Origin of the sequence: Streptomyces araujoniae, assembly GCF_050871195.1 — a bacterium.
In the GTDB taxonomy this organism is placed as follows: domain Bacteria; phylum Actinomycetota; class Actinomycetes; order Streptomycetales; family Streptomycetaceae; genus Streptomyces; species Streptomyces bacillaris.
Genome location: NZ_CP194070.1, coordinates 2,635,116 through 2,649,327, shown reverse-complemented (window position 1 = coordinate 2,649,327; position 14,212 = coordinate 2,635,116). Strand labels below are relative to the sequence as shown.

The 14,212-nt window shown below is 72.1% G+C and carries 13 protein-coding genes and 1 riboswitch; of the genes, 8 read left to right on the top strand and 5 right to left on the bottom strand.

Annotation, left to right across the window (positions count from 1 at the left end):
• Positions 1-142: 142 nt before the first annotated feature.
• Positions 143-1,639: a glycine betaine/L-proline transporter ProP gene (gene proP / locus ACQ9ZG_RS11185; RefSeq protein WP_109915604.1), complete on the bottom strand. Its 1,497-nt coding sequence runs from the start codon at positions 1,637-1,639 to the stop codon at positions 143-145.
• A gap of 283 nt (positions 1,640-1,922) precedes the next feature.
• Positions 1,923-2,390 (bottom strand): thioredoxin-dependent thiol peroxidase, encoded by a 468-nt coding sequence (bcp, locus tag ACQ9ZG_RS11180; RefSeq protein ID WP_018488627.1) that lies wholly within the window; start codon positions 2,388-2,390, stop codon positions 1,923-1,925.
• A 144-nt stretch (positions 2,391-2,534) separates the two neighbouring features.
• Between bcp and ACQ9ZG_RS11175 the strand changes: the two genes are divergently transcribed.
• The 3 genes from ACQ9ZG_RS11175 to ACQ9ZG_RS11165 all read left to right on the top strand — a co-directional run bounded on the left by ACQ9ZG_RS11175 (position 2,535) and on the right by ACQ9ZG_RS11165 (position 3,835).
• Positions 2,535-2,852 (top strand): DUF3618 domain-containing protein, encoded by a 318-nt coding sequence (locus ACQ9ZG_RS11175; protein ID WP_018488628.1) that lies wholly within the window; start codon positions 2,535-2,537, stop codon positions 2,850-2,852.
• A gap of 160 nt (positions 2,853-3,012) precedes the next feature.
• A complete protein-coding gene (locus ACQ9ZG_RS11170; RefSeq protein ID WP_018488629.1) occupies positions 3,013-3,357 on the top strand; it encodes a GroES family chaperonin in 345 nt (114 codons plus the stop codon).
• 56 nt (positions 3,358-3,413) lie between these two features.
• A riboswitch (guanidine-III (ykkC-III) riboswitch) is annotated at positions 3,414-3,472 on the top strand.
• Between the two features lie 42 nt (positions 3,473-3,514).
• Positions 3,515-3,835 carry a DMT family transporter gene (locus ACQ9ZG_RS11165; protein WP_018488630.1) on the top strand — a complete coding sequence of 107 codons (321 nt, stop codon included), beginning with the start codon at positions 3,515-3,517 and terminating at the stop codon, positions 3,833-3,835.
• A 31-nt stretch (positions 3,836-3,866) separates the two neighbouring features.
• On the opposite strand, the gene ACQ9ZG_RS11160 is transcribed toward ACQ9ZG_RS11165, so the two are convergent.
• Positions 3,867-6,257 carry a transglycosylase domain-containing protein gene (locus ACQ9ZG_RS11160; RefSeq protein ID WP_499280405.1) on the bottom strand — a complete coding sequence of 797 codons (2,391 nt, stop codon included), beginning with the start codon at positions 6,255-6,257 and terminating at the stop codon, positions 3,867-3,869.
• Positions 6,258-6,456: 199 nt separating this feature from the next.
• On the opposite strand from ACQ9ZG_RS11160, the gene ACQ9ZG_RS11155 reads away from it, so the two are divergent.
• The 4 genes from ACQ9ZG_RS11155 to ACQ9ZG_RS11140 all read left to right on the top strand — a co-directional run bounded on the left by ACQ9ZG_RS11155 (position 6,457) and on the right by ACQ9ZG_RS11140 (position 10,036).
• The gene (locus ACQ9ZG_RS11155) at positions 6,457-7,257 is read left to right on the top strand and encodes an ABC transporter permease (protein ID WP_018488632.1); all 801 of its coding nucleotides are present in this window, start codon (positions 6,457-6,459) and stop codon (positions 7,255-7,257) included.
• Entirely contained in the window at positions 7,250-8,128 is an 879-nt protein-coding gene (locus tag ACQ9ZG_RS11150) for an ABC transporter permease (protein WP_084995303.1), read from the top strand. Before ACQ9ZG_RS11155 ends, ACQ9ZG_RS11150 begins: the two co-directional genes overlap by 8 nt.
• 23 nt (positions 8,129-8,151) lie before the next feature.
• A complete protein-coding gene (locus tag ACQ9ZG_RS11145; protein ID WP_499280402.1) occupies positions 8,152-9,219 on the top strand; it encodes an ABC transporter ATP-binding protein in 1,068 nt (355 codons plus the stop codon).
• 124 nt (positions 9,220-9,343) lie between these two features.
• Positions 9,344-10,036 (top strand): DUF1707 SHOCT-like domain-containing protein, encoded by a 693-nt coding sequence (locus tag ACQ9ZG_RS11140; RefSeq protein ID WP_028418386.1) that lies wholly within the window; start codon positions 9,344-9,346, stop codon positions 10,034-10,036.
• Between the two features lie 146 nt (positions 10,037-10,182).
• On the opposite strand, the gene ACQ9ZG_RS11135 is transcribed toward ACQ9ZG_RS11140, so the two are convergent.
• Positions 10,183-11,430 (bottom strand): SGNH/GDSL hydrolase family protein, encoded by a 1,248-nt coding sequence (locus tag ACQ9ZG_RS11135; RefSeq protein ID WP_499280400.1) that lies wholly within the window; start codon positions 11,428-11,430, stop codon positions 10,183-10,185.
• 97 nt (positions 11,431-11,527) lie between these two features.
• Here ACQ9ZG_RS11135 and ACQ9ZG_RS11130 point away from each other — a divergent pair, with 97 nt between their 5' ends.
• The gene (locus ACQ9ZG_RS11130; RefSeq protein ID WP_499280399.1) at positions 11,528-13,039 is read left to right on the top strand and encodes a DUF445 domain-containing protein; all 1,512 of its coding nucleotides are present in this window, start codon (positions 11,528-11,530) and stop codon (positions 13,037-13,039) included.
• Positions 13,040-13,268: 229 nt separating this feature from the next.
• Here ACQ9ZG_RS11130 and ACQ9ZG_RS11125 read toward each other — a convergent pair whose 3' ends face one another.
• The gene (locus ACQ9ZG_RS11125) at positions 13,269-14,210 is read right to left on the bottom strand and encodes a pseudouridine-5'-phosphate glycosidase (protein WP_018488638.1); all 942 of its coding nucleotides are present in this window, start codon (positions 14,208-14,210) and stop codon (positions 13,269-13,271) included.
• Positions 14,211-14,212: the final 2 nt, after the last annotated feature.

Below are 14,212 nucleotides of genomic sequence, written 5' to 3'. Positions count from 1 at the left end.
ACCCGGCGATGGTTGGTGTCGTTGACTTCGAGCCCTAGTGCTCGCATGACGTCCGCGTAGCTGGTGCACTGGGGGACCGCACGCCGCCCGTCTACCGGATGGTCACGTCCGCAATCCGGAGGGGCAGGCGCGGCGGAAGGTCTCAGAACTTCGGCTCCGGCGCCTGCGCCTGGACCAGTTCGGCCGCCTCCTCCGCCGTCTCCACCGACGGCGGGGAGCCGGACAGGGGCTGCTGGGCGGTCTCCTTCATGCAGGCCACCGCGATCACGCCGACCAGGGCCGCCGCCATGGCGTAGTACGCGGGCATCAGGTTGGAGCCGGTCCAGCTGATCAGGGCCGTGATCACCAGCGGGGTCGTACCGCCGAAGATCGACGTGGAGAGGTTGTAGCCCACCGACAGGGACCCGTAGCGGACGTGCGTCGGGAACAGGGCGGGCAGGGCCGCCGACATCGTGCCGAGCATGCAGACCAGGGAGAGGCCCAGCATCAGCATGCCGATGGTGATGGGGAGGATGCCGTCGACCCGGATCAGGAGGAACGCGGGGAGGGAGAGGAAGAGGAAGCCCAGCATCCCGCTCATCAGCAGCGGCTTGCGGCCGAAGCGGTCGGAGAGCTTGCCGACCTGGCTGATGATCGTCATCAGGAACACCATCACGCCGAGCAGGATCAGCAGCCCGTGCGTCTCGCTGTAGCCGAGTTCGTCGGAGAGGTACGTCGGCATGTACGACAGCAGCATGTAGTCGGTGATGTTGTACGCGCCCACCAGGCAGATGCAGAGGATCAGCGTCGGCCAGTACTGCCGGAAGATCTTCGCCAGGTCCCCCTTGGCCGTCGTCTCCACGCCGTCCGCCGCCTCGGACGCGTGTGCCGTGCCGCCCTCCAGCTTCTGGAAGGCCGGGGTCTCGTCGAGCTTGAGACGCAGGTAGAGGCCGACCAGGCCCAGCGGGCCCGCGACGAGGAACGGGATCCGCCAGCCCCAGGACTCCATCTGGGCGGTGTCCAGGAGGGCGTAGAGGGCCGTGACCAGGCCGGCCGCGCCGACGTACCCGGCCAGCGTTCCGAACTCCAGGAAGCTGCCGAAGAAGCCGCGCCGCTTGTCGGGGGCGTACTCCGCGATGAACGTGGACGCGCCCCCGTACTCACCGCCCGTGGAGAAGCCCTGGAGCATCCGGAAGAAGATCAGCAGGACCGCCGCCCCGACGCCGATCGTCTCGTGCGACGGGATGAGGCCGATGGCGAACGTGCTGACCGCCATCAGGATCATCGTCAGCGCCAGGACCTTCTTGCGGCCGACCTTGTCACCCATCGGGCCGAAGAACATGCCGCCGAGCGGCCGCACGAGGAAGGCCACCGCGAAGGTCGCGAAGGAGGAGAGGAGCTGGGTGGTGTCGTTCCCGGACGGGAAGAACACATGGCCGATGGTGACGGCCAGGTAGGAGTAGATACCGAAGTCGAACCACTCCATGGCGTTCCCGAGCGAGGCGGCCTTCACGGCCCGCTTCACCGCGGCGTCGTCCGTGACGGTGATGTCCGTCCGGCGCAGCCGCGGGTTCCGGCGCTTGCGGATGGCCCGGAAGAGCGCGGGATGGCGTTTGACCGCTTCGGGGTCGGCCGCCTGGTGGGGGTCGGGGGCCGCCATGGCCGGGGTCCTTTCCTCGGGGGGTGTTCCAGGAAAGGCTTCTGCGCGGTGGTGGCGGTCGCAAACCGACTTCACGGCCGGATGCGATGTCCCTCACATGTTCCCGACATCCGCGCCCGCGTCCCTGCCCGCGTCCCTGCCCGTACCCGCCCCCGGTGCGGGACGGGAGCGGTGTGGTGCGGTGGCGTACGGGGAGGGGTGCGCGGGAGGGGGCGGCTTCGCCTCGCCCCGATGGACCATCCGGGGCGAGGCGGGCGCGGCGGAGGCGGCGCGGCCGGTGGTGTCAGATGCCCAGGTCCCTGATGATCTTCGCCACGTGGCCCGTCGCCTTGACGTTGTAGAAGGCGTGCTCGACCTTGCCGTCCTCGTCCACGACGATCGTGGAGCGGATGACGCCCGTCACCACTTTGCCGTAGAGCTTCTTCTCGCCGAAGGCGCCGTACGCCGCCAGGGTCTCCTTGGACGGGTCGCCGACCAGCGTGACCTTGAGGTTCTCCTTCTCGCGGAACTTGGCGAGCTTCTCCGGCTTGTCGGGGGAGACGCCGATGACGTCGTACCCGGCGCCCGTGAGGAGGTCGAGGTTGTCCGTGAAGTCGCAGGCCTGCTTGGTGCAGCCGGGGGTAAGAGCCGCCGGGTAGAAGTAGACGATGACCTTGCGGCCCTTGTGGTCCGCGAGCGAGACCTCGTTGCCGTCGGCGTCGGGAAGGGTGAAGGCGGGAGCGGGGTCGCCGGGCGTGAGTCGCTCGCTCATGGGGGTTCTCCTCGGGTGGTGCGCGGGTCGGACGGGACCGAGCGTAATAGGGGTGCCGCCGGGTGCGCGGGGGTTCGAGCTGACAGACTGTCGACGAAGGTTCAGATGAAGGTTTACCGGAGACACGACCACGGAGGCGGCGCAGTGTCGGATGCCAGGAGCCCTGCGCAGATCGAGGCGGACATCATCAGCAGGCGTGAGCAGCTCGCTGTGGTGCTCGACGAGATCGGGGTGCGGGTACACCCGAAGACGATCATCGGTGACGCGAAGGCGAGGGTGGCCGCGAACGTGGACCGCACGGCCGGCCGGGCGTTCGTCGCGGTGAATCGCTCGGTGTCGGATGTGAAGGCCCAGTTCGTCGCGGCGGACGGCTCGCCCCGGCTGGAGCGGGTGATCCCCGCCGCGCTGCTCGTGGTGGGTGTGGTGGGGCTGCTCACCGCCTCGAAGCGCCGCCGGAAGTGACGGGTCCGGTGCGCTCCCCGGCGGGACGTACGTGTCTCCGGTCGGGAGGAACGTGCCTCCGGCCGGGACGTGCGCGCCCCGGGCGGGGCGTACGGGCCCGTGGCGGGGCGTACGGGGCCCTCGGGCGTGCCCGGTGGTGCGGTGACGGTAGGTTGCGGGCGTGAGCGACAAGACCCACGACGATGACAAGCTGCCCATCCGCATGCTGCACGACCGCGTTCTGGTGCGGAACGACACCACCGAGGGTGAGCGCCGCTCCGGCGGCGGCATCCTGATTCCGGCGACGGCGGCGGTGGGCCGTCGGCTCGCCTGGGCCGAGGTGGTCGCGGTCGGCCAGAACGTGCGGACGGTGGAGCCCGGGGACCGGGTGCTGTACGACCCCGAGGACCGTGCCGAGGTCGAGGTGCGGGGCGTGGCGTACGTGCTGATGCGCGAGCGCGACCTGCACGCGGTGGCGGCGGACCGGTTCGAGGGGTCGGTGGACTCCACCGGGCTGTATCTGTAGGACGTACGGCGGGAGGGCCTGGTGACCATGGTCACCAGGCCCTCCCGCCGTTCCTTGCTACGGTGGAACCACCCCGACGAGACGCGCCGTACCGGGCAGGCAAAGACGACGCATCGGTGTTCGTTCACGCGCTCGCGCGTCGTCGTCGGAGGTTCTCATGGCCTGGGTTCTGCTGATCATCGCCGGTCTGCTCGAAGTGGGCTGGTCGATCGGGATGAAGTACACCGAGGGGTTCACCCGGCTCTGGCCGAGCGTGTTCACCGGCCTCGGGATCGTGGCGAGCATGGTGCTGCTGTCCCATGCCGCGAAGACGCTGCCGATCGGTACGGCGTACGGGGTGTGGGTCGGCATCGGCGCGGCCGGTGCGGCGATCCTGGGCATGGTCGTGCTGAACGAGCCGGTGACCGCCGCCCGGATCTTCTTCGTCTGTCTGCTGCTGGTCGCGGTGGTGGGGCTGAAGGCGACCTCGGGGCACTGAGGGGCACCGAGGGGCCGCCGGTCGCCCTTGCTCAGCCGACCGCCGCCGGGTCGCGGGTGCTCCGTACTCCTTGTACGCCCTCGATGAAGCCCTCGCCGAGACCGTGGCCGCTCCCGCCGTCGCCGTCCCCGTTGCTGTCGTCGCCGTCTCCGGTGCCGGGGTCGGTGCCCGTCCCCGTACCGCCGTCCGTGCCGGTGGTCGGCGCGGACGGCGGGGTGGCCGGTGCGGGTGGGGTGGAGGGGGCGGCCGGTGCCGAGGGGGCCGGGTCGGCCGGGGTGCTGGAGGAGGGGGACGTGGCGGAGCCGTCGGGGGTGGAGGGGTCGGCGTCGGCCGCCTCTCCCTCGCCCGGGGCCTGCGGTTCGTCGGAGCCGGGGGCCGTCCGGAGGTCGAACTCCTGGGCCGGGGAGGAGCGCAGGGCCGCCTCCGTGTAGGCGGCCCAGGTCTCGGCCGGGATGCCGCCGCCGTTGACGCGGGCCAGGCCGAAGGCCCCGTACAGCGGGGTCTGGATGCCGGAGTCGGGGTCCTGGCCCATCACGGCGACGACGGTCGCGAGGTCGGGGGTGTACCCGGCGAACCAGGCGGCCTTGTCCTCCTCGGCGGTCCCCGTCTTCCCCACGGCGGGGCGGCCGACGGCCTGGGCGGCGGAGCCGGTGCCGCCCTCCACGACGGAGCGCAGGAGCGCGGTGGTGGTGTCGGCGGCCTCGCGGGGGACGGTCTGCTCGGTCTTCCGGTCGGGCAGCTCGATCTCGCTGCCGTCCTTGGTGACCTTGTCGACGAGGGTGTACGGGCCGTGCCGGCCGTGGTTGGCGAGGGTCGCGTACGCCTCGGTGAGGTCCAGGACGCTGGCGGTGGCGGGGCCGAGCGCGATGGAGGGGGAGGCGGTGAGGTCGGGGGTGGTCTTCGGGATGCCGAGGGCGACCGCGGTCTCGCGGACCTTCTCCGGGCCGACGTCCTGGGCCATCTGCGCGTAGACGGAGTTGACGGACTTGTCGGTGGCGGTGCGGACGGTGATCTGCCCGTAGTCGACGTCGTCCTCGTTGGCGGGGTCGTAACCGGTGGAGCCCTGCGGGCCCTGCACGGTCCGCTTGTTGGTGCCGTCGTAGTACGTCTCCGGGGTGATGCCCCGGCCGTCCTGGGTGGTGGAGCCGTTGGCGACGGCGGCGGTGAAGACGAACGGCTTGAAGGTGGAGCCGACCTGGTAGTCGCGGCGGGTGGCGTTGTTGACGTACTGCCGGGTGTAGTCGATGCCGCCGTACATCGCGACGACCTCGCCGGTCCCCGGGACGATGGAGGCCCCGCCGACGCGGACGTCCTCGTCGGCCTCGCGCTCGCCGCTGCGCTTGGCCATCACGTTCTCCTCGACCGCCTGGACGAAGGCGTCCTGCTTCTTCTTGTCGAGGGTGGTGGTGATGCGGTGGCCGCCGGTGGCGAGGGTCTTCTCGTCGATGATCCCGTTGCCGGTGAGGTACTGCTCCACCGCCTGGACCAGGTAGCCGCGCTGGCCCGAGAGCCCGTTGGGCGGCTTGGCCTCGCCGGGGACGGGGAACTCGGTGGCCGACCGTTCGCCGGCGTCGAGCCACCCCTCCTTGACCATGCCGTCCAGGACGTAGTTCCAGCGGGCCAGGGCGGCGGGCCTGCTCTCGGGGCGGGCGACGACGTCGTAGGCGCTGGGGGCGTTGAGGAGGGAGGCGAGGTACGCGCCCTCGGCGGTGGTGAGGTCCTCGACGTTCTTGCCGTAGTACGCCTGGGCGGCGGCCTGGATGCCGTAGGCGTTGCGGCCGAAGTAGCTGGTGTTGAGGTAGCCCTCGAAGATCTGGTCCTTGCTCTGCTCGCGGTTGAGCTTGATGGCGATGAAGAACTCCTTGGCCTTGCGGACGACGGTGCGCTCCTGGCCGAGGTAGTAGTTCTTCACGTACTGCTGGGTGATGGTCGAGCCGCCCTGCTTGCCCTTGCCGGTCACGGTGTTCCAGCCGGCCCGGAACATGGCCTTCACATCGACGGCGGGCTGGGAGTAGAAGTCGCGGTCCTCGGCGGCGAGCACGGCGTGCCGGACGGTGGCGGGCACCTGGGAGAGCCTGATCTTCTCCCGGTTGACCTCGCCGTCGCGGGCCAGGACGGTGCCGTCCTTGTAGAAGTAGACGTTGGACTGCGCCTCGGCGCCGGCGTTGGCGGCCGGGATGCCGACGAGCTGGTATCCGGCGAAGAACCCGCCGACGAGGAGGAGGCCGGCCACCAGGACGGTCCCGAGGACCATCCGCCAGGTCGGGAAGAGGCGGCGCCAGCCGGTCCGCTTGGGGCGTTTCGTGCGCCCCTTCCGCTTCCCCTTCCCGGGGGCGCTCCCCGCCGCGCCCTCGCCGTCCCCGGGGGTCGCGGAGGCGGCTGAGGGGTCCCGGGGGGCCCAGTGCTGCGGCGCGTCGCTCATGTCGGTGGGGGCTCCTCGGGTGCGGTCAGTTCTCCCATAGTGCCCGTTTCGCCGGGAAACCCTCGTATCATCCTCCGATCTCCCCCGTTCTCCGTCTCCGTGCTCCACCCTTTCGCCGCTCGAAAAGCGGTCGCGGCCGCTCCTGCCCGTCCACTAGGGTCGGTCGCTTTGGTGTCGGGAGCGGGGGAGAGGGGCCGGCGTGCGGCTGTACGCAGTGGTGGCGGCGGGCGGGTTCCGGCGCTTCGCCACCTACCGGACGGCGACGGCCGCGGGGGTGTTCACCAACACCGTCTTCGGCTTCGTCCTCGCCTACACCTACATCGCCCTGTGGGACGAACGCCCGCAGCTCGGCGGGTACGACCTGTCCCAGGCGCTGACGTACGTCTGGATCGGGCAGGCCCTGCTCGCGGCCTGCGCCATGATGGGCGGCGGCTTCGAGGACGAGCTGATGGAGCGGATCCGCACGGGGGACATCGCCGTCGACCTCTACCGCCCGGCCGACCTCCAGCTCTGGTGGCTGGCGGGGGACGTGGGCCGGGCGGCGTTCCAGCTGCTGGGGCGCGGGGTGGTGCCGATGCTCGTGGGGGCGCTCGCCTTCGATCTCGCGCTCCCCGGGTCGCCGTGGATCTGGCCCGCGTTCCTGCTCTCCGTGCTGCTGGGGATCGTCGTGAGCTTCGCCGTCCGCTTCCTGGTCGCGCTCTCGGCGTTCTGGCTGCTCGACGGGGCGGGCGCGGCGCAGATGTCGTGGCTGCTGGGGCTGTTCTTCTCCGGGATGCTGCTGCCGCTGCCGCTCTTCCCCGGCCTCCTGGGCGAGGTGGCCCGGCTCCTGCCGTGGTCCTCGCTGCTCCAGATCCCGGCCGACGTGTTCCTCGGCAAGTACAGCGGGTGGGAGCTGCTGGAGGCGTACGCGTTCCAGGGCGCCTGGGCGGTGGCGCTGCTGCTGGCCGGGCGGCTGCTCCAGGGCGTGGCGACGAGGAGGGTGGTGGTGCAGGGTGGCTGAGACGGTCGCGGTGCGGCCCGCGGAGGGCCGCGATCCGGGCGGCTTCGCGTACGAGGACCGGCCCCGGCTGCTGGAGGGGCTGCGCGCCTACGGGCTGATCGTGGCCATGTGGGTGCGCTCGACGATGGCGTACCGGGCCTCGTTCGTCATGACGACGCTCGGGAACCTCGCGGCGACCGCCTTCGACTTCGTCACGATCGTGCTGATGTTCACCCACGTCGACGCGCTCGGCGGCTACACCCTGTCCGAGATCGCCCTGCTGTACGGGGTCTCGGCGACCGCGTTCGGCCTCGCCGACCTGCTGCTGGGCTCGATGGAGCGGCTGGGCCGCCGGGTCCGGGACGGCACGCTGGACACCCTGCTGGTGCGGCCGGTCCCGGTGCTGGCGCAGGTGGCGGCGGACCGGTTCGCGCTGCGCCGGATCGGGCGGATCACCCAGGGGCTGGCGGTGCTCGGCTACGCGCTGCTCACCCTGGACATCGCGTGGACCCCGCTGAAGGCGGTGATGCTGCCCGCGATGGTGATCAGCGGGGCGGCGGTCTTCGGTGCGGTCTTCGTGGCCGGGGCGGCCTTCCAGTTCGTCGCCCAGGACGCCTCGCAGGTGCAGAGCGCCTTCACCTACGGCGGGGCGACGCTGCTCCAGTACCCGCCGACGATCTTCGCGAAGGACCTGGTGCGCGGGGTGACGTTCGTGGTGCCGCTGGCCTTCGTGAGCTGGCTGCCCGCGCTGTACGTGCTGGGCCGCGACTATCCGCTGGACCTGCCGTCGTGGGTGGCGTTCCTGACGCCGGTGGTGGCCGTGGGGTGTCTGGGGCTGGCGGGGCTCGTGTGGCGGGCGGGGCTGCGGTCGTACCGGAGTACGGGCAGTTGAGGGAGAACGAGAGGGAGAGGGAGTTGGGCACGGTGGACGGGGTCGCGCGACAGGGCACGGGCGGTGACGGTGAGGAACGGAGCGTGGGCCGCGCCGGTGAGGAACCGAGCGCGGGCGGCGAGGGCTTCATCGCCCTCGACGGCGTCGAGAAGGTCTTCCAGGTCCGCCGCAGGGCCGGTCTGCTGCGCCGGGAGCGCCACGAGGTCCGCGCGGTGGACGGCATCAGCTTCCAGGTGGCGCGCGGTGAGATGGTCGGCTACATCGGCCCGAACGGGGCCGGGAAGTCCACCACGATCAAGATGCTGACGGGCATCCTCACCCCGAGCGGCGGCCGGCTGCGGGTGGCGGGCATCGACCCCTCCCGGGAACGTACGCGCCTCGCCCACCGCATCGGTGTCGTCTTCGGCCAGCGGACCACCCTCTGGTGGGACCTGCCGCTGCGCGACTCGTACCGGCTGATGCACCGCATGTACCGCATCCCGGACCGCCGTTACCGCGAGAACCTGGACCGCTGTGTCGAACTCCTCGACCTGGCGCAGCTCTTGGAGGTACCCGTACGTCAGCTCTCCTTGGGGCAGCGGATGCGCGGCGACATCGCGGCGGCCCTGCTGCACGATCCGGAGGTGCTCTACCTGGACGAGCCGACGATCGGGCTGGATGTCGTCTCCAAAGCCAAGGTGCGGCAGTTCCTGAAGGAGTTGAACGCGGAGCGCGGGACCACGGTCCTGCTGACGACACACGACCTGACCGACATCGAGCAGCTCTGCCGCCGGGTGATGGTGATCGACCACGGCCGGCTGATGTACGACGGTTCGCTCGCCGGTCTGCACGAGGTGGGGGAGAGCGAGCGGATGCTCGTGGTGGACCTGGAGCGGGAACTCCCGCCGATCTCCCTGGACCCGGAGGGCGCGGGGCCGGGGCTGCGGGCGGTGAGGGTGGAGGGCGTACGCCAGTGGCTGGCCTTTCCCGCCTCGGCGTCGGCCGCCCCGCTGGTGGCGCGGATCGCGGCCGAGTACCCGCTGATGGACCTCTCCGTGCGGGAGCCGGACATCGAGGCAGTGATCGCGAGGATGTACGAGGCGGCGCCCTGAGGGGGCGATCCGTTCTCCCGCGGGGGCGCGGCCCCGACGCGCGCGCACCTTCGTGGCCTGCGGGTCTGTGCCGGGAACGGGTCCGTTCAATAGGGTGCGCGGTATGACAAGTGAACGTCCGGAGATGCGTGCTTCCGATGCTGAACGTGAGCGGATCGCCGAGTTGCTGAGGGAGGCGGTCGCCGAGGGCCGGCTCCAGATGGACGAGTTCGAGCAGCGCCTCGACAAGGCCTACCAGGCCCGTACGCACGGGGAGTTGGAGCCGCTCGTCAGCGACCTCCCGGCGCCCGGCACGGCGGTGGCCCCGGTGGGCTCCTCCGCGCCCGCCCCGGTGCGGGGCTCGGCCGCGAACTGGCCGTCCCGGATCGGCTCCACCCCCACCTCGAAGGGCGGGTTCGCGTTCTGGGGCGGCTTCAACCGGAGGGGCCGCTGGACGGTGGCCCGGAAGTTCACGGCGTTCGCGATGTGGGGCGGCGGCGAGATCGACCTGCGCGACGCGGACTTCGAGGACCGCGAGGTGGTCATCCGCTGCATCACGATCATGGGCGGGATCCATGTGACGGCCCCGCCCGAGCTGAACGTGGAGGTCCGGGGCCTCGGCATCATGGGCGGCTTCGGGGAGGGCCCGAACGAGGACGGCGAGCCCCTGCCGCAGGCCCCGCGCGTCACGATCACGGGGTTCGCCCTGATGGGCGGCGTCGGCGTGGAGCGCAAGCGGACGAAGGCCGAGCGGCGCCGGCTGAAGGAGGCCGAGGAGGCGGAGCGGGCGAAGCGGCTGGAGAAGGGCGACGGCGGCGGCCGCAAGGAACTGGGCTGAGCCTCCCGCCGCCGGGTGCCGCCGCCTCCGTACGCACGGGGGCCGGGCGGCCGCCCGCCGCTGCCGGGCCGCCTCCGCGCCTCCGGGGCCGGTGACGGCCCGCCCGCGTACGGGGCCGCCGGCTCCGCACGCGTACGTCCGTCACCTCACAGCGCGTCCGACACCGGCTTCGCCGCCCGGCTCCGCTCCAGCGACGCCAGGTCCACGCGCTCACCGAGCACCCGGTATCCGGCGTCGTTGAAGTGCAGGTGGTCGCCGGAGTCGAAGGCGGGCCGGATCCGGTTCGGCGCGGCGGGGTCGCGGATGGCCGCGTCGAAGTCGACGTACGCGTCGAAGACCGTCCCGGACCGGATCTGCTCGTTGACCGCCAGCCGTACGGCGTTGCGCTCGGGCGTCCAGGAGCCGAAGCCCTCGAACGGGGTCAGGGTCGCGCCGACCACCCGCAGGTTCCGGGCCCGCGCCTGCTCGGCGAGGGAGCGCAGTCCGGCGACGATCTGCCCGGCGTCGGTCTGCTGCGGGGCGCCCTGGACGTCGTTGATGCCGAGGGCCACGATCACCGTGCGCACCCCGGCCACCCCGAGCACGTCGCGCTCGAACCGGACGGTGCCGGGTTGCCCCGCCGAGCCCGGGGCGAAGAGCCGGTTGCCCGCTATGCCCGCGTTGGCGACCCCGTACCGCCCGCCGAGCCGCTCCGCGAGGACGTCGGTCCAGCGGGTGTTGGCGTCGGTGGTGGAGCCGCTGCCCGCGGTGAGCGAGTCCCCGATGGCGACGACGGTGCCGGCCACGGCCTCGTTGCGGACGTCCACGGCGGTCAGATAGCGCCACTTGGTGGTGGACCAGGTGGCCCGGTCGTCGGCCAGGTAGGACGTCTGGTGGCTGTTGGGGTGGTGGGTGACCGGACCGCCCGGGCGCGGGGTGCGGAAGGCGACCTCCAGGTCCGAGCCGGGCGCGACCGGGACGACGACCGGGTCGCTGACGATCTGTCCACCGGCGGCGACGGTGACGGCGGAGGCGCCGCCGAAGGTCACCGGCCGGGTGTTGACGGTGGCCCGGTCGACGAGGAGCGGGGAGGTCCCGAAGAGGTTGGAGAGCGTGATGCGGGCCGCGTCCCCGCCGACGCTGGTGTGCACGGTGTTACGGATGGTGCTGCCGGGGAATCCGCGTTCGGTGTGCGGTTCGCCGCTGACGGGTGCGGTGGTCCAGGTGGCCACCCATCCGCCGTTGGTGTGGGCGGGGGCGGCCGGCTTGCGGGCCGCCGCGTGGGTGTCGGCCGACGGGAGCGGGGCCGGGCGGGGCCCGGTGAACAGGGCGGTGCCCAGCACGGCGGCGGCCGCGAGGACGGCGGTGCCCGCCAGTAGGGCGATGAGCAGGGCGTACCCCTGGCGCCTGGGCATGGGCGGTGGCTCTCCTTGTGATGATCGTGCTGATCCCATGATGCGGCAGGCGCCGGGGAACTCGGCGTGCGGCCCGGGAGTAGGGGAAGCAGGGACAATGCGTACGTCCCGGGGGACGGGCGTACGTGGATGGCTGGAGCGGCCGGGGCCGCCGGAGCGGGTGGAGCGGGTGGAACGCATGGAACGGACCGGTTCCGGTGGGCAGGACGCGGAGCGGCGGCCGGGGGTTGACCCCGGGACGGGAGCGGGGGCCGGTGGGGCCGGGACGCGGACCGGGGGGCGAGCGGAGCCGGGAGAGGGGGCGGAGGGCGGCTCGGGTGCGGGCGGCGGCGCGGGCCCGCTGGCCTCGTTCGCGTACACCGCCGCCGACGCGGAGAAACAGCGCGGCGTGCGGCGGATGAAGCTCACGGCGACCGGCCTCCTTCTCTTCGTCGCGCTGGTCTATGTGCTGGCCACCTGGGCGGAGCACTCCGGGGTGACGGGCTGGCCGGGCTACGTCGCGGCGGCCGCCGAGGCGGGGATGGTCGGTGCGCTGGCGGACTGGTTCGCCGTCACGGCGCTCTTCCGGCGCCCGCTCGGCCTGCCCATCCCCCACACCGCCATCATCCCCACCAAGAAGGATCAGCTGGGACAGTCCCTCGGTTCCTTCGTCGGAGAGAACTTTCTCTCCGGAGACGTCATTCGTGACCGAATTCACGCCCTGGGGGTCGGCGGCAGGGTCGGCGCGTGGCTCGCGGAGCCGGCCAACGCCGACCGGGTCACAGCGGAGTTGGCGACCGCGCTGCGCGGCGCGCTCACGGTGCTCCGGGACTCCGACGTCCAGGCGGTCGTCGGCGAGGCCATCACCCGGCGGGCCAACGCGGTCGAGGTCGGCCCCGGCCTCGGCAAGATGCTGGAGCGGGTGGTGGACGACGGCGGCCACCGCAAGGTCGTCGACCTCGTCTGCGTACGGGCGCACGACTGGCTGGTGGAGCACGGCGACTCGGTGATGGACGCGGTGCAGGGCGGGGCGCCCGGCTGGACGCCCCGGTTCGTGGACAAGCGGGTGGGGGAGCGGGTCTACAAGGAACTGCTGCGGTTCGTCACGGAGATGCGGGACATGCCGGGCCACCCGGCGCGCGCCTCCATCGACACCTTCCTCACCGACTTCGCCGCCGACCTCCAGCGCGACGCCGACACCCGGGCCCGGGTGGAGCGGCTGAAGTCGGAGATCCTGGGCCGGAGCGAGGTCCAGGACGTCATCGCGTCGGCGTGGTCCTCCGTCCGTACGATGCTCCTCGCGGCGGCCGAGGACGAGCGCAGCGAACTCCGGCTGCGGGCCCGTGCGTCGCTGATGTCGCTGGGCGCCAAGCTGGCGGCCGACGAGCGGCTCCAGGGCAAGGTGGACGGCTGGCTGGAGGACGCGGCGGTCTATGTGGTCAACCGGTACCGGGCCGAGATCACCTCGCTGATCAGCGAGACGGTGGCGAGCTGGGACGCCGACCAGACGTCGAAGAAGATCGAGGCGCACATCGGCCGCGACCTCCAGTTCATCCGCATCAACGGCACGGTGGTCGGGGCGCTGGCGGGCCTGGCGATCCACACGGTGTCACGGGCCCTGGGAGGCTGAGCCCGGCTCCGTCCCCGGCTCCCGGCCCGGGCCTCCGGCTCCTTTCGGAGCCGTCCCCTTCCCCTTCGGGGCCCTCCCGTGCCTTCCGGGGCCCGGGGTCCGGGTGCGTACCCGTCCTGTCGTACGGATACGCACCCGGCTCACACGGGGGGAGTTGCCCGGTAGTACGCGCCCGGCGGCCCCTGTGTTCAACGCGCCGAGGTCTTCCCCGGGCCGCCTGACGGGCCCGTCAGGAACCGGCGTTCACGTGCCGGGCGTAGGCGGCGGCCAGCCTGCCCCCGGTCTCGGCGGTGGAGATGAGGACCGCCATGTTGGCCTGGGCGGTCCGGCCCCCGGTCGCCCGGTCGACGGCCCGCATCAGGTACTTGGTCAGCCCCTGGCCGCTCACCCCGTCCCGCTCCGCCTGGGCGAGCGCCTCCGTGATCGCCCGCTCGGCCTCGGCGGAGTCCACCGCGTCCTCGGGGCGCGGCGGCGTGGTGATGACCACCGAGCCCGGGTGGCCCGCCGCCCAGTGGGTGGCGACGATCCGGGCGAGCAGACCGTCGTCGTCCACGCGGTGCGGGGAGCGCACCCCGCTGGAGGCGCAGTAGAAGGCCGGGAAGTCGTCGGAGCCGGTGGAGATCACCGGGACGCACTGGGTCTCCAGGTACTCCATGGTCAGCTTGAGGTCCAGGATCATCTTGGCGCCCGCGCAGACGACCGCGACCTTGGACCGGGTCAGCTGGATCAGGTCGGAGGAGACGTCCATCGTCGTCTGCGCGCCCCGGTGGACCCCGCCGAGCCCGGCCGAGGCGAAGAACGGGATGCCGGCGAGTTCGGCGGCGACCAGGGAGGAGGCGACGGTGGTGGCGCCCCGGCCGCCCCGGGCCAGGACGACCGGCAGGTCACGGCTGGAGACCTTCGGGATGCCGGGCTCGGAGGCGAAGCGCTCGATGTCGTCGTCGGTCATGCCGACCCGGATCGCCCCGCCGTCCAGGCAGATGGTGGCGGGCACGGCCCCGCCCTTGCGCACGGCGGCTTCCACCTTGTGGGCGGTCTCCGCGTTGTCCGGGTAGGCCAGGCCGTGGGTGATGACGTTGGACTCCAGCGCGACGACCGGACGGCCTTCGTGCAGGGCCTCGCGGACCTCTTCGGTGGGGATGACGGGGATGGCGGGTGTTGCGGGAGCCATGG

Coding starts and splice junctions, on each gene's coding strand:
- ACQ9ZG_RS11125 (WP_018488638.1), bottom strand. CDS start 14,210: ATGGCTCCCGCAACACCCGCCATCCCCGTCATCCCCACCGAAGAGGTC.
- ACQ9ZG_RS11140 (WP_028418386.1), top strand. CDS start 9,344: ATGCGTGCTTCCGATGCTGAACGTGAGCGGATCGCCGAGTTGCTGAGG.
- bcp (WP_018488627.1), bottom strand. CDS start 2,390: ATGAGCGAGCGACTCACGCCCGGCGACCCCGCTCCCGCCTTCACCCTT.
- ACQ9ZG_RS11165 (WP_018488630.1), top strand. CDS start 3,515: ATGGCCTGGGTTCTGCTGATCATCGCCGGTCTGCTCGAAGTGGGCTGG.
- ACQ9ZG_RS11130 (WP_499280399.1), top strand. CDS start 11,528: ATGCGTACGTCCCGGGGGACGGGCGTACGTGGATGGCTGGAGCGGCCG.
- ACQ9ZG_RS11160 (WP_499280405.1), bottom strand. CDS start 6,257: ATGAGCGACGCGCCGCAGCACTGGGCCCCCCGGGACCCCTCAGCCGCC.
- proP (WP_109915604.1), bottom strand. CDS start 1,639: ATGGCGGCCCCCGACCCCCACCAGGCGGCCGACCCCGAAGCGGTCAAA.
- ACQ9ZG_RS11135 (WP_499280400.1), bottom strand. CDS start 11,430: ATGCCCAGGCGCCAGGGGTACGCCCTGCTCATCGCCCTACTGGCGGGC.